Genomic DNA, 21,523 nt, shown 5'->3' on the forward strand with positions numbered 1-21,523 from the left:
AAAACATATCGCTCATATTTACTACATTTTTTGTGTCAAAGTTTAAAGGTTGATTGAAATTAGAACAACGGCTAAACATACCACGCATATTAGTTACTTTTGATGTATCAAAGCTCAAAGCTTGATTAAAATTTTCACAATAATAAAACATATCGCTCATATTTACTACATTTTTTGTGTCAAAGTTTAAAGGTTGATTGAAATTAGAACAACGGCTAAACATACCACGCATATTAGTTACTTTTGATGTATCAAAGCTCAAAGCTTGATTGAAATTAAAGCAATCTCTAAACATTTCACTCATATCGTACACATTGCTTGTATCCCAAGTATTTATACCACTAAAGTCTTTTCTATTACTATCTTGAAATAATTCACTCATATCAGTAATAGCACTTGTATTTATAGTATCTAGTGCTATATCTTCATACTTAATCAATACTTGCAATTCTTCTTTACTCTTAGGATGGTATTTATTATCTTTAAATTCTATTTTAGATATAGTATTTAAGTCTTTTTTACTTGCCTTTTTTAATGTTTTCATAAAAATCCTTTCATAATAAAATAAATTGTCTTAATGATAGCAATCTGCAAAGACACGATATGTCTTTAAATAATTTCGTATGTTTTAAAACATACGAAATTTAAATTTTAACAATGTTCGTGTTTTCCATGTGGGCTATAACTACATCCACCAAACGTATTTAATCCACAATATCTACAAACACTAGAATTTGAAACTTTAAAATGCTCATGTTTTCCATGTGGGCTATAACTACATCCACCAAACGTATTTAATCCACAATATCTACAAATAGAACTACCATCTGCTATATGCTCGTGCTTTTTGTGTGGGCTATAACTACATCCACCATAACTACTAGAACCACAATATTTGCATTTAGACATTAAATATACTCATGATTTTTGTGTGGGCTTTTGGTGCAAGATCCACTACTAGCACTAGAGCTTTTGTAACCGCAATACTTGCAAGAATATTGACCGCTATGTTGTGCTATATATTGATGTTTTTTACTTGGATTTTTGGTGCAAGATCCACCCGTGCCACTAGATGTTTTGTAACCGCAAAAACAACAAATATACCCACTAGAACTCTCATTTATATAAATATGAGTTTTACTTGGACTATGATTGCAACTCCCACCAGAACCACTAGAGCTTTTATACCCACAATAAGAACAAATGTATCCCATAACATCTCCTTAAAAAATAATTTCTTGTTTTAAACAAGTATTGAAATGATACCATCAGCAAAAGACACACTATGTCTTTTAAATATATTAAAATACAAAAAATTTTTTCAAAGGACTTTTATGCAAAAATTATTTCAAAATTTTTTCCGTTCACAGACTTACAAACTAGGCATCATCCTAATAATAGTCTTTAACTCTATCACGCTAGGATTTGCAACTTCAAGTGAGTTTAGTGAGAAGTTTTCTAGCTTTTTTTATTATGTAGATATGATATGTCTTTGGATTTTTATCGTTGAAAGTATTTTAAAGCTTTATGCTTTTAGGCTGAGTTTTTTTACAAGTAGTGAAAAGGGTTGGAATATTTATGATTTGTTTATAGTGATTATTAGTGCTTATATAAGCTATGATTTTGTGGTGCTTAGAGCGTTTAGGGTGTTTAGAGTGTTAAGGCTTCTTCGTGTGGTGCCATCTATGAGATTTGTATGCTCTACTATGCTTTTTGCTGTGCCACAAATCATTAGTATTGTTATGCTTTTGCTACTGTTTTACTACATTTATGGGGTGCTTTGTTGTAGTCTATTTGCTACTAGTATGAATGAGCATTTTGGTACTTTAGGGGATTGCTTTTTTACTCTTTTTACCATTATGACGCTTGATGGAGGTTCTGCTATCGTAAAAGAAGCTATGGGAGTTTATCCTTATGCTTGGGTGATTTTTGTATCTTTTATACTAATTTGTACCTTTATTATAATGAACCTAATCATCGCAATAATTGTAAATAGCATAGATGAAATTAAAAAGAAAAATGAAGAAAATAAAATATAAAAAGCTAATCATTAAGATTAGCTTAAGATTATTTATTTTTTAATAAATCTCTGATTTCTGTTAGCAGCACTATATCTTCGCTTGGAGCTGGAGCAGGAGCTGGTTTTTCTTCTTCTTTTTCTGCTTTTTTAAGCTTATTGATTAGCTTTACAACAACGAAAATTGAAAACGCAATGATTAAAAAATCAACTATATTTTGAATAAATAAACCATAATTAACGGTTACATTTTCAGCTTCTTTAGCACCTTCTTTAATAACTAATTTTAAATCACTAAAATCAACTCCGCCTGTTAAAACTCCAACAATAGGCATAATAATATCAGCCACAAGTGAGCTTACAATCTTACCAAAAGCAGTTCCTATAACCACACCCACGGCTAAATCTACAACATTTCCACGCATTGCAAATGTTTTAAATTCTTGTAATATTTTCATATTCTCTCCTTGAAAAAAAGGCGAGATTTTAACAATAAATAATAAATTAATCCTTAAATTCCATATTGTTTAAGAAATAGTTTAACTGTCCTAAAGCTATGCAACCATCGTTTATCGCTTCGTTTTTTGGAGTATAGAATTTGTATTCTTTATCATTTAGCAAAAGATTTAAAATGCTTTTATTACAAAACACCCCGCCACTTAAAATCGCTTTTTTATTAGGACTTAAAAACTTAATAATATAAACAATGGTATTAATAAATTTTGAACAAGCTAAAACCTTGCTTTCATTTAAGCAAGTTGCAAAAATATCCTTATAAATAATCTTATTATTTTTAAACTCAATTTTGTAAATATCTTTGATATTTTCATCATAAAAACTCTCAATAAGCATTCCTGAATGTGCTTCAAATTCGTTTTTTTTGACCCCTAAAACTAAAAAGGCAAAAGCATCAATAATTCTACCTAATGAGCTAGTATTTATAGTGCAATTTTGCAATGCTATATCATAATTTAGATTAGTTTTACACGGAATTTCGTATTTTTTTAAAATACTATAAGCTAATAATTCATTATTTTTTACATTAACTAGCTTAAACTCATCAAAACAAAAAGCTGTATTTATAGTGTTTTTAGTAATATCTAGCACTTCGCCACCACTTATATGATGATTGTTTTTATATCCTGTGCCATCAAAACAAAAGGCTCTAATATTTCTTAATCCAATACTCATCGCATGGGCTGCGTGATGGTAAATTTTTATAATCTTTGTCTTTTTGCTAATTCCTATTTCAAATTCTTTTGTGATTTTTTCGCTATGAATGAAATGTGGGTGTAAATCACACAAAACATAATCAAATTTAATCTTATAATTTTTCACAAAAAATCTTAGAGTTTTTACAAAATGATTATAAACACTAATATCCTTTAAATCCCCAATATAAGGCGAATTAATACAAAACCCATTTATGTATATTAAAAACTCGTTTTTTTCTTCCATTCCAAGAGCTAGGATATTTATATTTTTTTTAATTTTATGCTCGTAATAAAAAGGTCTAAAGCCCCTAGCACTTCTTAAATGATGGTATTTATTAGCTATAACTTGCCCTACACTATCATCAATTTTGTTAATTATTTTTCTATTATGATTTATTATTAAATCAGGTTTTAAAATCTTAAAATCGCTTTTTTTAGAATAAATCATCTCGCCACTTTTGTTTGCACTTGTAGCTACTATTGCAAAATCAAGCTCTTTAAATAATATATGAAATATTGGAGCACTTGGCAAAAATACTCCGATATTTTTAAAATCAAAATGTATATTAAAAGCACTCTGATTAAGGCTTTTTAATAGCAATATAGGTCGCTCTTTGCTCTTTAAAATACGCTCTTCAAACTTAGTAAAACTAGCATATTTTTTCGCCATTTTTATATCTTTAACCATTATTGCAAGTGGTTTTAAAGCTCTATTTTTTAGTATTCTTAATTTATTTACCGCATTAAAATCATTAGCATTGCATAATAAATTAAACCCACCAACGCCTTTTAAAGCTACTATTTTTCCAGCTTTTAGATATTTAACAGCCTTTGCTAAATCAAAATTAAGCTTAGCCCCACAATCATTACAAGCAATAGGCTCTGCGTAAAATCTCCTATCATTAAGATTATTATATTCACTATCGCAATTTTTACACATTTTAAAAACACTCATAGAAGTATTTGTTCTATCGTAAGGGATTTTAGAAATTACACTAAATCTAGTGCCGCAATTAGTGCAATTTATAAAGGCGTGATTAAATCTTCTTTTTAATTTAGGATTATTAAGCTCTTTTATACAATCCTTACAAGGGGCGAAATCAGGCAAAATCACTGCAAGATTACGCTTATCTTTGCTTGGTTTTTTAATAACAAAATCATTATAAGTTTCATTTGTTTTAATTATTTTTACTTTTTCTATACTTGCTAATGGACGATTTTTTTTAAGAATTTGTTTTAAGTCTTTTATAAAAACTTTTGCTATTTTTTCATCACAATCAAGTGCTAAGCTAACTCCTAAAGTATCATTTAAGATATAGCCATTTAGCTTTTTTGCTTTGGCTAATTTGCAAACTTCAGGGCGAAATCCAACTCCTTGCACCCTGCCACTAAGTTTAATTAAAACACTCACAATTAGCCCATTTACTGAACTTAAATTGCTTGTTTAAAAACGCATTGTAATTTAAAAAACTCTGATAATTCATAAGCATTGAGCAAATCTCACGCTCGTTTTCATTAAGTTTTCCTATCATTAAAACAAGTGCTTCAAAAACACCAACTTCTATTAAAGCTGCATTTGCTAATCTAAAGCTCATAATTGATGAGATAAACTTAGCTACATTTAAGCCATCTTCATTAATCTCACAATCAATTCTAACTCCCTTTGTATAAGTATTTGGCACTACTTTTAAAATATCAGAATCTAGCAAAATATCTGCTAATTTTATTAATGAAAATATATTTTTATTTTCTAAACTAAACTCATTTAAAATGAACTTTTCTTGATAATTTTTTAATAATTTTTCGCCTTGTTCTAAACTAAGTAATAATTTTATTAATTCATCTTTATTTTTAGGGACATTAAAGCTTAATTTATCAATATTAAAAGCAGTTGATAATTGATTTGAATACGGATTATTAATTACACAAAATGTATCAGCAAAAGGAGCTATTAATAATAAATCTTTAGGCTTTTTTACAAAATAAAGCTCATCTGTATTTTTTAACTCATTAAAAAGCTTTTTGCTATTAGCAAATGATACATATAAAAAATCTCCTAAATTATGTGCTTTTTTATAAAGTGGTTTTAAGGCTAATTTAACAAATGGTTTTTCATAAGCATTAAGTAAAATTTGAATATTTTTATCGCAAATAAAAGCCTTTTGTAATAATTCATAATTAGCAATTATTACAAAATCACTTTTTGTTGTTTTAGTATAATCTAACTCATTTAAGCCTAAATCATCAAAAACTTCATCACATAAGTTTAAAGGCAATCTTGGAATTTCAATTTCAAATTCTTTTGTTTTTTGTGTATTTTCTAGCTCTATTTTAAAATCTTCTAAAAATAAAAAATAAGGTATTTTTTTAAAATATTCATTAAAGGCTAAAACTTTATCTTCATTATCATCTATAACTAAAGAAAACTCATCATCTTCATAATAAAGCTTATAATTTACATTATTTATCTTGGCAATTTTTAGTAAAAATAATCCGAAATCTTTTAATTTTATTTTGAAATCATATCTAATTAACACTGCTTAAATTCCTATAATTTTCTATCGCTTGTTCTATACTAAAATCATTTTTAAATTCTAACAAAAATCCATCTTGTTTAAGCTCTTCTAAAAGACATTTTTGCATTAAAGCAAAAGATTTTTTAACCTCATCGCTTAAAGATATTTTCATAGGTTCAAGTCTTTTAGGCACAATGCCTAAGATTTTGCAAATTGGCAAATCGCCTACTAAACTCATAAAATTAAGCATCATTTGCATTTCAAGTTCGTGAGCACTTCCTTGATAATTTATATTACTTGGCACTTTGTCATAGTCAAAAAACACAACATCGCCCACTTCTAAATCATCAGCATTTATACAATCAATCACATAAACTTTATCAAAATCAGCAATTATATGAGCTAAATTCATAGCCATCGTCCCGCCGTCTAAAAATACTAATTGATGCGAATCTTGATTTTTAAATTCTTCTTTAATATAAATATTAGGAGCTAGATTTTTCCTAAAATACTCAAGAAAAATAACTCCAGCTCCTTCATCTCCTATTAAAATATTTCCAATTCCTAGGACTAAAACTCTCATTTGTATTTATATCCACTAAAAATAGCGTCCATTGCACCATCTTTACCTTTAATTGCATTAAACACTGCCATATAAATATGAACACCAACAAAAATCATAGTAACCCAAGTTAAAATATGATGAATTATCCTAACATTTGCAAGTCCGCCAAACATTACTTCAAATGGTTTAACAAAAGGAGTTATTGCACCAGCAAAACCTTCGTGATAAACATTAATATATAACACAAAACCTGTGATTATTAATAATGCTAAAACAATATAAAAGAAAAAATAACTCACAAATTGAAGTGGATTATATACACCTTTTAAATGTGGGTGTTTTCCTAAAAACAAATAAAACTTAATTTGCTCTATCCATACTCTTAAACTAAAGCAATCTTTAATACTAACTCTTTCTTTTTTGCTAAGTTTATCAAATATAAAAAGATAAAGTTTAAAAATAAAACAAGCTAATAAAACAAACCCAGCTACATTATGCACGAAACGAAATTTAGCCTGCATAAATAGATTTGGCTCGGTTGATTTATCAGGTGCAATAAACACACTAGCAATATAAAAGCCACTTATACAAAGGGCTAAAATAGCAAATGCTCTTAGCCAATGAGTTGCTCTAAGCCCTATTGAAAACTCATAATGTTTCATATCAAACTCCTACTTTATATTCGCCTAACTTATTACCTTTTTTATCTAATACATGCACAGCACAAGCAATACAAGGATCATACGAATGGATTTTTCTAATAATTTCAAGTGGCTTGGTTAAATCTTCAATCTTTAGACCAATTAAACAAGCTTCATAAGTTCCCATTTTACCATTTGCATCTTTTGGACTTGCGTTCCAAGTAGATGGAACTACTGCTTGATAATTTTGCACTATACCATCTTTAATTCTAATCCAATGACTTAGCATTCCCCTAGGAGCATTACCTATAAAGCGACCTTTGTATTCTTTAGAATTATCTATTTTATATGGAGCGCAAGTGCTTTGATCTACTTTTAGATTTTCAACTAAACTATCAAGAGCTTTAAGTGCGTGTTCGCTTATTATTTTTGCTTCAATCATTCTTGCTGCAGTTCTTCCTAAAGTGCTAAGTAAGTCTTTAAGCTCAATATTTAATTCAGCTAATAAAGCGTCAACTTCTTTTGTAACGATTGGATTTTTAGCTAAATAATTTACAACTATAGTAGCAAGTGGTCCTACTTGAACAGGTAAATTATCATATCTTGGAGCTTTAATCCAGCTATATTTTCCATTCATATCAAATACTTTAGAATCTTCTAATTCGCCTTTAGCGTTTAGAGTTTTTTCATCTTTTAGACCTGTATAATTTGGCTCTTGTTCGCCATCATAAGGGTGTAATGCTTTATCGTTTTTATACCAAGACCTTGTTGCTTCTTCTGTGATTTTGCTCTCATCAATAGCACCTAATACAGGATTGCTTAGCATATTAGTTACAATTCCACCTTTAAATAAATAATCATCTCCTAAATAAAACTCATCAGCACACATAAAATTATCAACACCAACATCATTCATTACACTTGGCTCATTTTTATAAACAGCTGCAGCCATCTTAATATCAGCCAAATAAGCACGATGAATAAAATCGCTAATTTCTAAGAATTTAGTTTTATACTCGCCAATTCTAGCAGGGTCAAGTATATCCATAACGCAAGTTACACCACCTACGGTTAAGCTTTGTGGGTGTGGTTGTTTTGCACCAAAAATAGCCATTAATTGTGCTGCTGTTCTTTGCACTTTTAAGCATTCTAAATAATGACTTAACGCTACTAAGTTTTGCTCTGGGCTAAAGCGATAAGTTTTATGTCCCCAATAAGCATTCGCAAATATTCCTAATTCTCCTTTATCTACGAATGTTTTTAATTTTTCTTGAACTGCTTTAAGTTCTCCTACACCACAAACTAAAGGCTTATCACACCATTTTAAAGCTTCAGCTTCAGCTTTTGCTGGGTCAGCACTTAAAGCACTCACTACATCAACAAAATCAAGCCCGTGTAATTGATAAAAATGCACACAATGATCGTGCATATATAAAGCTGCATTCATTAATGTTCTTGTAAGTTTTGCATTTTTTGGTGGAACTATACCTAAAGCATTTTCAGCCGCTTCAATACCTGCTCTATAATGCGAATAAGTGCAAACTCCACAAATTCTTTGAGTCATAAAGCCAACATCTCTAGGGTCTCTTCCTTTTACAATAGTTTCAATTCCACGCCATAATGTTGAACCCGCATAAGCATCAGTTACTACATTTGCATCATCAACTATTACTTCTACTCTTAAATGTCCTTCAATTCTTGTAATTGGATCTACTACTATTTTTTGCATTTTTTATTCCTTGTCTTTTTTAATTGCTGAAATTGTTGCGTGAGCAGCTATTGCTACTCCTGTTAGAGTTAAAACACCAATGCCTATTTTATCACTCATAGCATCAGCACCCATTCCGCTAAATACGCTTTGAAATAAATGTGATTTTAAAGGTTCTTCGTAAGTTCTCATACTGTCCCAAAAATCAGGCTCAGAGCAACCTATACACCCATGTCCTGCACCAATAGGCCAATTTATGTGCTGATTAAATCTTTGCTTAGCACAATTATTAAATGTATATGGACCTTTACATCCTACTTTATAAAGACAATAGCCTTTCTTTGCACCTTCATCGCCAAAACTTTCTACGAACTCACCCGCATCAAAATGTCCCCTACGCTCACAATAATCGTGAATTCTATGCTCGTATGCCCATTTTGGACGATTAAAATTATCAAGTGGCATTGTTCCGAATAATAATATTTGTAAGATTGAACCTACGATATTTTTTTCACTAGGCGGACAACCTGGGACATTAATTACGCTTTTATTTGTGATTTTACTAATTGGCACAGCATTTGTTGGATTTGGTGCTGCTGCTTGAATACCACCAAAGCTTGAGCAAGTTCCAATTGCTAAAATAGCAGCTGCATTAGCACAGGCATTTTTTGCTATTTCTTCGCCTGTATGCCCTTTAGCACCTAAAGTTAGATAAAAACTAGAGCTTCCTGCAGGAACTGCACCTTCTACTAATAATACATATTTTCCTGCGTGTTTTTTAATAGCGTTTTCTAAATTCTCATCAGCTTGATGACCACTTGCTGCCATAACAGTTTCGTGATATTCAATATTTAAATAATCAAATATCAAACTATCAATAGTAGGTGCATCGCTTCTTAATAAACTCTCACTACAGCCTGTGCATTCTGCCATATGAAGCCAAATTACTGGGGTGTTACTAGCATTATTTTCAACAGCATTTGCAATACTCGGTGCAAAAGTAGCTCCAAGTCCTAGCATAGTAGCCATTCCACTAGACCATTTCAAAAAATCTCTTCTACTAAAGCCGTGTTCGCCTAGTATTTGCATTAAATCTTTTTTATTATTAGGATTTATTTGCATAATCTCTCCTTAAAAAAATTTATTAATGATAGTATTTTTTTAAAATCTAAAAGTTACAAAAAAGACAAAATAAATCTTAAAATTATTTAATTTTGATAATTGAATTTCTTATAAAATTCTTACAATTAAACTTAAAAATATTATTTTATTAAAGTTTTTGTTTGATTGGTTTATGCTAATTTAAATTCTAATCTTGCCAATGTTTTTAAGTAAAGAATTTAATTTTTATAGGCTTAGTTTTCGCACTAAGCCTACTTATAAATAAAAGCCTTATAAAGTATTTTTTAACTCTAAAGTTTTTCTTGCAATATTTGTGATTTCATCCCAATTTTTAGCCTTTATTAGCTCTTTTGGTGCAAGCCAAGAACCACCAACGCAAAGCACATTTGGTTGGCTTAAATATTCTTTAGCATTATTTTCGCTAATACCACCCGTAGGACAAAATCTAACATCACTAAATGGCCCATAAATAGCCTTTAACATAGGCACTCCACCAACAACACTAGCAGGAAATAATTTAAAGGTATCAAGCCCATATTCAAGCCCAAGCATTAGCTCTGCTGGACTTGCAATACCTGCTATTAAAGGGATTTTATAATCAATCTCTTTTAATAATTTTTCAGTAATTCCTGGACTTATTGCAAATTTTGCACCAGCATTAACAACATCTTTATATTGCTTAGCATTAATTACTGTTCCTGCTCCAACGATTGCTTCAGGAACTTCTTTACTAATTAACTCAATTGCTTTTAGCCCTACAGGAGTTCTAAGAGTAATTTCAAGCACTCTTACTCCACCTAAAACTAAAGCCTTAGCTAAAGGTAAGGCATCATTTATATCATCAATTGCTATCACAGGAATTACTGGATTTATTTTTAAAATTTCTCTTGCGTTCATTATTTTTTCCTTAAAAACTTACTCCGCCTTCTTCGGCGCTTAAACAACTATTTCTTAAAGCTTTAAAAAGCTCTCTACCACTGCCTAACTCATTTGCACTTAAATCAATATGCTTAATTTCTCTAGTTAAGAAATCATCTTCTAATACATTTAAAGTGCCATTGATTGCATCAAATTCTATCAAATCCCCATCTTTAATCTTAGCAATATTTCCATTTAATAAGGCTTCAGGACTTGTATGAATTGCTGCAGGAACTTTTCCACTAGCCCCACTCATTCTACCATCAGTAATTAATGCAACTTTATATCCTTTAGACATTAATACCCCTAAAGGTGGAATTAATTTATGAAGTTCAGGCATTCCATTTGCTCTTGGGCCTTGATATTTTACAACTGCTATGAAGTCTTTATTCAATTCGCCTTTTTCGTAAGCTTTCATTAACTCAAGTTGGTCGTTAAATACAATAGCTCTTTGTTTAATATATAAATTATCATCGCTTACAGCACTTACTTTAATTACCGAACGACCAATATTTCCACTTAAAACTTTTAGCCCACCTGTAGTGCTAAATGGCTTATCATAAGTCGTGATTATTTCAACATTTCTGCTATTTTCAAGGCATTTTTCATAAGTAATTTCATCATCTTTTAAGATAGGGTCTTTCGTATAATTACTAAGCCCAAATCCTGCTATAGTATTTACATCATCATGTAATGCACCATTGTTTAATAATTCATTGATTACAAACGACAATCCACCAGCTTCATAAAAATCATTTATATCAGCCTTACCATTAGGATAAACCTTAGCTAAAAGTGGAGTAATATTTGAAATATCATTAAAATCGTCCCAATTAATAATAATTCCCGCAGCCTTTGCAATTGCAATTAAGTGTAAAGTATGATTGGTTGAGCCACCTGTTGCCATAAGCCCTACTATTGCATTTACTATACTTTTTTCATCTATCATTTTACCTATTGGTAAAATACTTTTATCTTTTACACCTTTTGCAAAATGTCTAGCACTAAAATCAATTATTTTTTCTCTTAGCTTTGTATTTGGATTAATAAAAGCAGAATTTGGCATATGAAGACCTAATAATTCAATCATAACTTGATTTGAATTAGCAGTTCCATAAAAGGTGCAAGTGCCTGAACTATGATACATTTTCATTTCAGTATTTAATAAATCTTGCTTAGAAATAAGTCCTTGAGCGTATTTTTCTCTAGCAATACTTTTATCAGAATTACTAAGTCCTGTTGGCATAGGACCACTTGGAATAAACATAGCAGGTAATTGCCCAAATCTTAACGCTCCCATTAAAAGTCCAGGAACTATCTTATCACACACTCCAAGATAAAACGCCCCATCAAAAATATTATGAGATAATCCAATCGCTGTGCTCATAGCTATTACATCACGAGAATAAAGGCTAAGTTGCATACCATCATAGCCTTGAGTAATACCATCACACATTGAAGGAGTGCAGCTTGCAACTTGAACGCTTACACCTTCTTTTATACAAGATTGCTTTAATTTTAAAGGATAATCCTTGTAAGGTTCGTGAGCTGATAAAACATCGTTATAGCTTGAAATAATAGCTAAATGAGTGCTATTTGAATTATTTAATTTTTCTCTTACGCTTTCAGGAATTGCTGCATAAGCGTGAGCTAAATTAGCACAACCTAGCTTTGAGCGATTGATTTTTTCATTAGCATTATCTATTAAATTAAGATAATCTTTTCTAGTTTTTTCACTTCTTTTTATAATCTTTTCAGTGATTTCTAATAATTTTTTATTTGTCATAAATAAGCTTCTTTCATTTAAAATATTTGATTTATTATAAATAAATAAATGTTATTAATGTTAAATCCTTTTTAGTAAGATTTAAAAAATTATTTTTATTTAGGGATTATTTATGAAAACTAATTTTGATTTTTTATTATTCGGAGCTACTGGAGATTTAGCTCTTAGAAAACTTTTTCCTTCACTTTATGAAGCCTTTTTAAATGACTTGCTTCACGAAGATTTTAAAATACTTGCTACAGGTAGAAGCAAGCTTAGCTTAGAAGAATTTAAGCAAAAATTAAACGACAAATCAAAAATCCATTTAAAAGATACTACAAAATGGAACGATTTTTTAGAAAAAATATCTTATGAGAGCGTAGATATTAATAATCTTGAAGATTTTAAAAAACTTAAAAACAATTTAAGAGATGGCAAAGATACTATTATATATTTTTCAATTTCGCCTGAATTTTTCATCACTTGCTGTAAGAATTTAAGCGAATTAAATATGAATAAAGACAATGTTAGAATAGTTCTTGAAAAACCTTTAGGAATGAGTTTAAATGAATGCAGAGCAATCAATGAAAGCGTAGCAAAATATTATAAAGAAGAACAAATTTATAGAATTGATCATTATCTTGGTAAAAGTATGGTTAAAGAATTATTTGAGTTTAGAAAACAAAATCCACATTTTAATGCACTACTTAATAAAGACTATGTAAAAAGCATTAATTTATATGTTTTAGAGCGTTTAGGTGTTGAAAGTCGTGGAGAGTTTTATGATAGTTGCGGTGCTTTAAGAGATATGTTACAAAATCATATGTTACAAATGTTAGCTTTATTTATGATTGATATTAATTCAACTAATATTAGAAAAGCTAAGCTTGAGTTTTTTAACTCACTTGAAAAAATTGATTTTAAAAATGTAATTAAAGCTCAATATGAAGCTAATGAAGATAGCTTAAGTTATTTAGACGAATTAAATGTGGCTAAAGATAGTAGGACAGAAACTTTCGTATCAATTAAAACTAGTTCAAATCAAGAAAATTACAAAGGCGTTTTAATAAAACTTGCAACAGGCAAAAGAATGGCTGAAAATAAAGTATATTTTGATATTGACTTTAAAAATGGTGGAAAAATGTATATAGAAATCCAACCAAAACCTAAAATCAAATTCCTTTTAAAAATAGCCGAAGAGTTTAAAGAATTTGAAATAGGAATTTGTGATATTGAAAAAATGCCACCTTATGAAAGATTACTTTTAAATGTAATTAATAAAGATTTAAGCTCATTTAATGAAAAAGATGAGCTAGAGAGTGCTTGGAAATGGGTGCAAGATGTAATTGATAATGATGATTTTACAATGCATAAATACAAAGCCTACACAAATGAAATTATTTTTAAGGACTAAGATGAGATTATTTACATTCAATGACAAAAACATAAGCGAAATCGCTTTATATAAAGAATTAGTATTTTCATTAAATGAATGTATTAATAGTAAAGGTAGCGTAAATTTTTATGTATCAGGTGGTAAAAGTCCTAAAGATTTATTTATTAAATTAAGTAAAGAAAAACTTGACTGGACTAAAGTAAATGTATTTTTAGTAGATGAAAGGATTTTACCTACAAATCACGAAGATAGTAATACAAATCTAGTAAAGCAAAATCTATTACAAAATGACGCTAGTAAGGCTAATTTAATTACTTGTATTAAAGATGAATTAATTAATGATTATGAAGCTTTAAAAAATCACGCTAATAATATTTATCAAACTCCTGATATTTTGATTTTAGGTATGGGAGCTGATGCTCATACTGCATCAATCTTTCCAACAGCTTCTAATTTAGATGAATTATTAAGTGATGAAAACCAAGCTTATCACATAGTAAAAACTCCTAATTACGATAGAATTAGCCTTAGTTTAGAAAGCATATTAAAAGCTAAAAGAATATTTTTAAATATCAGTGGAGATGAGAAATATCAAGTATTTTTATTAGCTTGTAAAGAAAAAAATAAAAAATATCCAATAAGTTATGTAATTAATTCAAAAGGAAATTTAGATGTCTATTACGCAAAATGAATATCCAAGATTATTAGCAGATATTGGTGGAACTAACGCTAGATTTGCATTAGAATTTAAATCAGGAAATATAGATAAAATAGAAGTCTTACAATGCAAAGACTACGATACTATAATAGATGCTGTAAGAGCATATTTAAAAGATAAAAATGTAAATGTAAAACACGCTGCTTTTGCAATGGCAAATCCTGTTACAAGTGATTTTATACAAATGACTAATAATCATTGGGCTTTTTCAATCAATACCACAAGACTTGCATTAGGATTTGATACTTTATTAATTCTAAATGATTTTACCGCTCAAGCACTTGCTATTACAAAATTAAATAGTGATGAATTAGTTCAAATTGGTGGAAGAGAAGCTGAAGAAAATTGCGTAAAAGCTGTTTTAGGGCCTGGCACAGGACTTGGAGTTAGTGGATTAATCCCTAGTAAAAATGGTTATATTGCACTATCAGGTGAAGGTGGACATGTTAGCTTTGCACCTTTTGATGAGATTGAATCAATGATTTGGCATTATGCAAAAAACAAATTCGGGCATGTATCGGCTGAAAGATTGCTTAGTGGAATGGGACTTGAGCTAATATATGAAGCCTTAGCACATAAAGAAGGTATAAATGATACTTTAGACGCTAGTAAAATTAGCGAACTAGCATTAAGCGAAAAATCAGCTTTATGTAGATTAAGTCTTGATATATTTTGTGCAATGCTAGGAACAATTGCTTCAAATCTAGCATTAACTCTAGGTGCTAGGGGCGGTGTTTATATTTGTGGTGGAATAATTCCTAAGATATTAGAGTATTTTAAACACTCATCATTTAGAGCAAGATTTGAGAATAAAGGTAGATTTGATAGTTATTTAGCAGCAATTCCTGTATTTGTGGTTTTATCAAAATTTCCAGGTATAAACGGCGCTAGTGTGGCACTGCAAAATCATTTAAAGGATAAATAATGTTAAGCAAATTAAAAAGCTATGAAAAATTATGGTCTTTATACAACAAATCAAAAGATACTCATATGAAAGAATTATTTGCTAATGATAATAATAGAGCGAATAAATACTTTTTAGAAGTTGGTGGGATTAAGGTTGATTATTCTAAAAATAGAATAGATGAAGAGATTTTAAGCAATCTTATTAATCTTGCAAAAGAAGCTAATTTAGAACAAAACATTAAAGATATGTTTAGTGGTAAAAAGATTAATACCACAGAAAATAGAGCAGCTTTACATATTGCTCTTAGAAATCGTATAAATACACCTATTTATGTAGATAATGAAAACATAATGGATGATGTAAATGCAGTGCTAAACAAAATGGAAAAATTCTCTCACGCAATAAGATCAGGAGAGTGGCTAGGCTATACAAATCAAGTAATAACTGATATTGTAAATATAGGAATTGGTGGCTCTGATTTAGGACCATTGATGGCTTGTGATGCTTTGAAAAAATACGCACACCCAAGACTAAAAATGCACTTTGTATCAAACGTAGATGGCTCAAAATTACAAAATGTATTAGATAGCGTTCATCCAGAAACTACGCTTTTTATAATAGCATCAAAAACATTCGTAACTCAAGAAACCCTAACAAATGCCTTAACTGCTAGAGAGTGGTTTTTAAATCACGCAGTTAACAAACGCTTTGTAGCTAAGCATTTCGTAGCAGTTTCAACTAATAAAAAAGCTGTTGAAGAATTTGGAATAGATAGCAATAATATGTTTGAGTTTTGGAACTGGGTCGGCGGGCGTTATAGTTTGTGGTCTGCAATTGGTCTTCCTATTATGATTTATTTAGGAAAAGAACATTTTTGGCAAATGCTAGAAGGTGCATATTTAATGGATTCGCATTTTAGCTCGGCTGAATATTCTAAAAACTTGCCTGTAATTTTGGCTTTAATAGGTATTTGGTATATTAATTTTTATGGTGGTGGCTCACATATAATCGCACCTTATGATGAATATTTAAAGCATTTTCCAAGATTTATTCAACAACTTGATATGGAAAGTAATGGAAAACAAGTTAGTAAAAATGGGGAATTAATTAATTACGAAACTTCTCCAATCATTTGGGGTGAGACAGGAATTAACGCTCAACACGCATTTTTTCAACTACTTCATCAAGGAACTCATATAAGTCCGATTGATTTAATAGTAAGTCTTGAAAAACCACACGATATGCCAGAACACCACGAAATTTTAATTAGCAATGTATTCGCTCAAGCTGAAGCCTTTATGAAAGGCAAAAACAAGGATGAAGTAAGAGCTGAACTTAGTAAAAGTAATTTAAGTGAAAGTGAGATAGAAAAGCTAATCCCACATAAAGAATTTTCGGGAAATCGCCCTAGCAATACGATTTTATTAGAAAGAATAAGCCCTAGAAATCTAGGTAGCCTAATTGCATTATATGAGCATAAAATATTCGTTCAAGGTGTGATTTGGGGGATAAATAGTTTTGACCAATTTGGCGTTGAATTAGGCAAAACTTTAGCTAAAACAATACTTGAAGAGCTAAGAAGTGACGTAAGTTACGAGCACGATAGCTCAACTACAAATCTAATAAAATTATATAAAGAGTTTAATAAAAAATAATTTTAGGAATTTCTTTATGAAATTCCTATTTTAAATTCCACGAAAAAAGGAGAGAAAAGTGATTACAAATGATAACCTATTACAAGTTTTAAATAAATTAAATTTTAAAAAAGATAATGATTTTATTTATAAAAAGCAATATTTAAATAACATTTTTATTATGGTTGATTTTAAAAATAGAAAAATTATATTTCCAGAACAAATTAAACTCCATGACAAAACTACATCAAATTTTGAAAAAAATGAAAATTTTGTAGTATTAGAGTGTATAGATAGGTTATTAACAAAAGGCTACGATCCAAACCATATAGAATTAGAACCAAAATATAAATTAGGTAGAGAATCGAAGTCTAGCGGAAAAGCAGATATTTTAGTAAAAGATAAATTAGGTGAATCATATATATTAATTGAATGCAAAACATACAAAACAAAAGTTGATGCTAAAGGTAGTGAATTTGAAAATGAGTGGAATAATATGCTTAAAGATGGAGGGCAATTATTATCTTATTTTAGACAAAATAAAAAAGTAAAATTTTTATGTTTATATACTAGTGATTTTATAAACGATGAAATATATTATTTTAACTATATACTCAATATGCAAGACAGTGAACTATACCTTAAAGAAAATGATTATAAATTGAGTTATATATCAGCAAGTGATGAAAATGAAATTTTTAAAGTATGGAAAGAAATTTATCAACAAAATTATTTGACAAGTGGAATTTTTGAGTCTGATATAAACCCATATGAAGCTGGTAAATTATCATTAAAATTTACAGACTTAAAAGAATTTGACCATCAAAACAATTCTTTATACAATGATTTTGCGACTATTCTAAGACAACATAATATATCAGGTAAAGAAAATGCTTTTGATAAGCTTGTAAATTTGTTTTTATGCAAAATTTATGATGAGACATTTAATAAAAATAATCTGGAATTTAAATATCGTGGAATTATGGCAGACACTTACGAAAGTTTGCAAGATAGACTTATGAAATTATATAAAAATGCAATGAAAGAATTTTTAAATGAAGATATTACTTATGTTGAAAATGCAAATATAGAAGATGTTTTTAACACAACTTCAAGAAGCAAAAAGTCTATGCAAAGTATGCAAGAACAAATTCAAGATTATATAAGGCAATTAAAATTTTATTCTAATAATGATTTTGCGTTTTTGGAAGTTCATAATAAAGATTTATTTTATAAAAATGCTATAGTTTTAAAAAATATAGTTAGGCTTTTTGAAGATATACGATTAACAGAAAATAAAGTTCAGCAATTTTTAGGTAATTTATTTGAATTGTTTTTGCAAAAAGGCATGAAACAAGATGAGGGGCAATTTTTTACACCAATTCAAATATGTGAGTTTATTATGCATTCTTTACCTATTGATAATATAAATAAGCCTTTAAGAGTGATTGATTATGCTTGCGGAGCAGGACATTTTTTAAATACATATGCAAGTTTTATTGAAAAACAAATTAATGATAAAGAAAAATTAAAAGAGTATTATAAAAATATTTATGGAATTGAAAAAGAATATAGATTGAGCAAAGTTGCAAAAGTTAGTGCAAGTATGTATGGACAAAATGAGATAAATATTTTTTATGCAGATGCTTTAGCTAGTAATGAAAATATTGAAAATTATTCTTTTGATTTATTAATTGCTAACCCGCCTTATTCGGTCAAGGGTTTTTTAGAAACTTTAAGCGAAAAAGATTTAAATAAATATAAATTATTTGATAAAGATTTGAATAAAAATAAAAGTACATTTAATTCTATAGAGTGTTTTTTTATAGAAAGAGCTATTCAACTATTGAATAATAATGCAAATGCAGCAATAATTTTACCAACATCAGTTTTAAATAAAGGTGCTAAATATCAAGAAGCAAGGGAATTGATACTACAAAATTTTGAAATAAAGGCTATTGTTGAGTTGCCATCTGGTACATTTGGAGCTACTGGAACTAATACTATTGTTTTATTTTTGCATAAATTAAAAACATATGATAAGGATAAGGGTTTAGGCTTAACGTCTAGTTCTATAAAATTTAAAACCTTGCAAGATAGATTAAAAGCTTCTAATTTAGTTGATGATGATAATTTTATGGATAATGGCTATATAGACGAATATGTATCTTTTAGAGGTATAAAAAAAGATATTTTTATGGATTTAATAAACGAAAATTATACAAATGAGTTATTAGAATGTTTTCAAGGATATAGTGAAAATTTTTATAAGAGTGATATTTATAAAGATTTAATTAAAAGCAAAGTTTACAAAGATTCATTTATAAAAGAACAGTTAGAAAGAAATGCTTTTATAAAATTTATAAAAAATATTGAAAATGAGAAGCTATTGTATTTTTCTATGGTTAAAAATAATAAATTGATTATTGTAAAAGCTCCTGATAAAAATGATGAAATAAAGAAATTTTTAGGTTATCAATGGAGTGCAAGCAAAGATGATCCAGGATTAAGAGAATTAAACGATCCATACAATACACCTTTATATGATAAAAGCAATATCAATAATGACAAAAAAATATCTTATAAAATAAGAGAGTTATTTTTAGATAAAACATGCACTATTGACAATGATTTAAATGGATATGTAAGTTATGAAAATCTTTGTGATTTAATTGATTTTAATACTATAAATTTTGATAAATTTATAGTATTAAATATGAAAAAAAATAAAAAATATATAAATAGTAAATATAACTTGGTTGAACTTAAACATTGCGGCGAATTTGTAATGGGTGGGACACCCTCTAGAAAACATTTAGAGTTTTGGAATGGCAATATTAAATGGCTTACAATTAAGGATTATTCAAATTTATCTACTATCAGTGACACTACAGAAAAAATTACAACTGATGGTTTGAATAATTCAAGTACAAAAATAGTAAGTAAAGGGGCTGTTGTTGTTTCTATTTATGCAACAATAGGAAGAGTTGGGATTTTAGGTGACGATATGGCTACAAATCAAGCAATTGTATCAATAATTCCAAATAGTAAAATTATAAATAAATACTTAATGTATGCTATTGATTTTTATAGCTATCAGTTACATGAAAATGTAATTACAACTTCGCAAAAAAATATTAATTTAAAAATTTTACAAAGTATGAAAATTCCATTACCTCCTTTGGATGTTCAAGAACAAATAGTAAAAGAATGCGAAGAAGTAAATAAGCAATTTGAAACAATAAGAATGAGTATAGAAGAATATAAGAGATTAATATCTGAGATATTAAGTAAAGTTGGAATTATTAGCAGTAACGGGGGGGGGGATTTAAGAGTTGAGCTATTAAAATTCTTAGGTATTTCTTTAGATTTTATTGATGACTTATCAAATATATTAATAAATAATAAAAAATTAGGACAAATTTGTAAGGTTTTAATCGGTGGTACACCTAGTAGGAAAAACCATTTATACTATGGTGGAAATAATTTATGGGTTAGTATTGCTGAAATGAATGGCAATATAATATCTGATACAAAAGAAAAAATCACAGAACTAGGTGTAAAAGAATCAAATGTTAAGTTAATACCAAGTGGGACTACTTTATTAAGTTTTAAATTAAGCATAGGCAAGGTTGCATTAGCCGGAGCTGATTTATACACAAACGAAGCCATTGCTGGGCTTATACCTAAGGATAAAAATATAGTTTTAGATAAGTATTTGTTTTATCTATTTAAAAATAAAGTTATAGATTTGGATCTAAAAAATAAAAATACATTTGGCACTAGCTTAAATTCTCAAATTTTAAAAGATGAAGTTGAAATACCATTAATACCTATTGATAAACAAAAACTTTTAATCAACATTATAGATAAAATAGAGAATAAGATTTATGAACTCGAAAAAGACATCAATGATAAAAACAACATAATAAATAAAATACTAGCAAAATATATATATTGATAATTATATATTATTGATATAGTATTTTATAAATAAGGTAAAATATACAAAGTATATTGCTTATATATTATTGTGCTTGAAAGTAAAGGCGTAGATAGCAAAATCAATCTAAGAAGTGATGAAAATGCGAAAATTACTAACGCAGAAAGTCTTTTTAAAGGTATAAATATTACCTTTGAAAAACAATTTAATAATGATAAATTAGAAACAATCATAAAAAATATAATCAATAAAAAATAATTAATCTAATTTAAATTCCTTAAAGGATTTAAATTAGAATACAAGATTATATTAAAAATATGAGGTGTTAAATGTTTTCTTTTATTAAAGAATTAATAAAAAAAATCTTTATTTGTTGGTTTGAGTTTAGCGTTTTTTATCATTGCTATTTTCGCTTTTTTAATGCTTGTTCAGTATTCATACGATATCTATAGTAAATAC

General features: G+C 28.6%; 19 protein-coding genes. 7 read left to right on the forward strand and 12 right to left on the reverse strand.

The window, feature by feature from the left end:
* From KJQ97_RS05425 to KJQ97_RS05435, 3 genes are all read right to left on the reverse strand, one after another.
* On the reverse strand, positions 1–544 hold a 544-nt coding region (locus tag KJQ97_RS05425), incomplete at its 3' end, for a BspA family leucine-rich repeat surface protein (RefSeq protein WP_214120215.1).
* 107 nt (positions 545–651) lie between these two features.
* Positions 652–909, reverse strand: coding sequence for a hypothetical protein (locus KJQ97_RS05430; RefSeq protein ID WP_214120216.1), 258 nt, complete (start codon positions 907–909; stop codon positions 652–654).
* Complete coding sequence (locus KJQ97_RS05435) at positions 909–1,214, reverse strand: hypothetical protein (protein WP_214120217.1); 306 nt, start codon at positions 1,212–1,214, stop codon at positions 909–911. Before KJQ97_RS05435 ends, KJQ97_RS05430 begins: the two co-directional genes overlap by 1 nt.
* 120 nt (positions 1,215–1,334) lie before the next feature.
* On the opposite strand from KJQ97_RS05435, the gene KJQ97_RS05440 reads away from it, so the two are divergent.
* Positions 1,335–2,039: an ion transporter gene (locus KJQ97_RS05440; protein ID WP_214120218.1), complete on the forward strand. Its 705-nt coding sequence runs from the start codon at positions 1,335–1,337 to the stop codon at positions 2,037–2,039.
* 28 nt (positions 2,040–2,067) lie between these two features.
* Here the strand turns inward: KJQ97_RS05440 and mscL are convergent, their stop codons facing one another.
* From mscL to edd, 9 genes are all read right to left on the reverse strand, one after another.
* Positions 2,068–2,475 (reverse strand): large-conductance mechanosensitive channel protein MscL, encoded by a 408-nt coding sequence (gene mscL, locus KJQ97_RS05445; RefSeq protein WP_214117937.1) that lies wholly within the window; start codon positions 2,473–2,475, stop codon positions 2,068–2,070.
* A gap of 46 nt (positions 2,476–2,521) precedes the next feature.
* Positions 2,522–4,642 carry a carbamoyltransferase HypF gene (gene hypF, locus KJQ97_RS05450; protein WP_214120219.1) on the reverse strand — a complete coding sequence of 707 codons (2,121 nt, stop codon included), beginning with the start codon at positions 4,640–4,642 and terminating at the stop codon, positions 2,522–2,524.
* Positions 4,626–5,768: a hypothetical protein gene (locus KJQ97_RS05455; protein ID WP_214120220.1), complete on the reverse strand. Its 1,143-nt coding sequence runs from the start codon at positions 5,766–5,768 to the stop codon at positions 4,626–4,628. The genes hypF and KJQ97_RS05455 overlap by 17 nt, the downstream gene beginning before the upstream one ends.
* Positions 5,758–6,330, reverse strand: coding sequence for a HyaD/HybD family hydrogenase maturation endopeptidase (locus tag KJQ97_RS05460; protein WP_214120221.1), 573 nt, complete (start codon positions 6,328–6,330; stop codon positions 5,758–5,760). Before KJQ97_RS05460 ends, KJQ97_RS05455 begins: the two co-directional genes overlap by 11 nt.
* On the reverse strand, positions 6,327–6,974 hold the full coding sequence (cybH, locus tag KJQ97_RS05465) for a Ni/Fe-hydrogenase, b-type cytochrome subunit (protein ID WP_214120222.1): 648 nt from the start codon (positions 6,972–6,974) through the stop codon (positions 6,327–6,329). The genes KJQ97_RS05460 and cybH overlap by 4 nt, the downstream gene beginning before the upstream one ends.
* A gap of 1 nt (position 6,975) precedes the next feature.
* The gene (locus KJQ97_RS05470) at positions 6,976–8,682 is read right to left on the reverse strand and encodes a nickel-dependent hydrogenase large subunit (protein ID WP_214120223.1); all 1,707 of its coding nucleotides are present in this window, start codon (positions 8,680–8,682) and stop codon (positions 6,976–6,978) included.
* Positions 8,683–8,685: 3 nt separating this feature from the next.
* Positions 8,686–9,783, reverse strand: coding sequence for a hydrogenase small subunit (locus KJQ97_RS05475; protein ID WP_214117931.1), 1,098 nt, complete (start codon positions 9,781–9,783; stop codon positions 8,686–8,688).
* Positions 9,784–10,053: 270 nt separating this feature from the next.
* Entirely contained in the window at positions 10,054–10,680 is a 627-nt protein-coding gene (locus KJQ97_RS05480; RefSeq protein ID WP_214120224.1) for a bifunctional 4-hydroxy-2-oxoglutarate aldolase/2-dehydro-3-deoxy-phosphogluconate aldolase, read from the reverse strand.
* 10 nt (positions 10,681–10,690) lie between these two features.
* Complete coding sequence (gene edd / locus KJQ97_RS05485; protein WP_214117929.1) at positions 10,691–12,487, reverse strand: phosphogluconate dehydratase; 1,797 nt, start codon at positions 12,485–12,487, stop codon at positions 10,691–10,693.
* 112 nt (positions 12,488–12,599) lie between these two features.
* On the opposite strand from edd, the gene KJQ97_RS05490 reads away from it, so the two are divergent.
* The 6 genes from KJQ97_RS05490 (at position 12,600) to KJQ97_RS05515 (ending at position 21,322) form a co-directional block, all read left to right on the forward strand.
* Positions 12,600–13,880: a glucose-6-phosphate dehydrogenase gene (locus KJQ97_RS05490; protein WP_214120225.1), complete on the forward strand. Its 1,281-nt coding sequence runs from the start codon at positions 12,600–12,602 to the stop codon at positions 13,878–13,880.
* A gap of 1 nt (position 13,881) precedes the next feature.
* Entirely contained in the window at positions 13,882–14,553 is a 672-nt protein-coding gene (pgl, locus tag KJQ97_RS05495; protein WP_214117927.1) for a 6-phosphogluconolactonase, read from the forward strand.
* A complete protein-coding gene (locus KJQ97_RS05500; RefSeq protein ID WP_214117926.1) occupies positions 14,534–15,505 on the forward strand; it encodes a glucokinase in 972 nt (323 codons plus the stop codon). Before pgl ends, KJQ97_RS05500 begins: the two co-directional genes overlap by 20 nt.
* A complete protein-coding gene (pgi, locus tag KJQ97_RS05505; protein ID WP_214120226.1) occupies positions 15,505–17,142 on the forward strand; it encodes a glucose-6-phosphate isomerase in 1,638 nt (545 codons plus the stop codon). Before KJQ97_RS05500 ends, pgi begins: the two co-directional genes overlap by 1 nt.
* A gap of 58 nt (positions 17,143–17,200) precedes the next feature.
* Positions 17,201–21,082, forward strand: a complete 3,882-nt coding sequence (locus KJQ97_RS05510) for a restriction endonuclease subunit S (protein ID WP_214120227.1) — start codon at positions 17,201–17,203, stop codon at positions 21,080–21,082.
* A gap of 72 nt (positions 21,083–21,154) precedes the next feature.
* On the forward strand, positions 21,155–21,322 hold the full coding sequence (locus KJQ97_RS05515) for a hypothetical protein (protein WP_214117923.1): 168 nt from the start codon (positions 21,155–21,157) through the stop codon (positions 21,320–21,322).
* Positions 21,323–21,523: the final 201 nt, after the last annotated feature.

Origin of the sequence: Campylobacter sp. 2018MI01, assembly GCF_018501205.1 — a bacterium.
GTDB lineage: Bacteria > Campylobacterota > Campylobacteria > Campylobacterales > Campylobacteraceae > Campylobacter_E.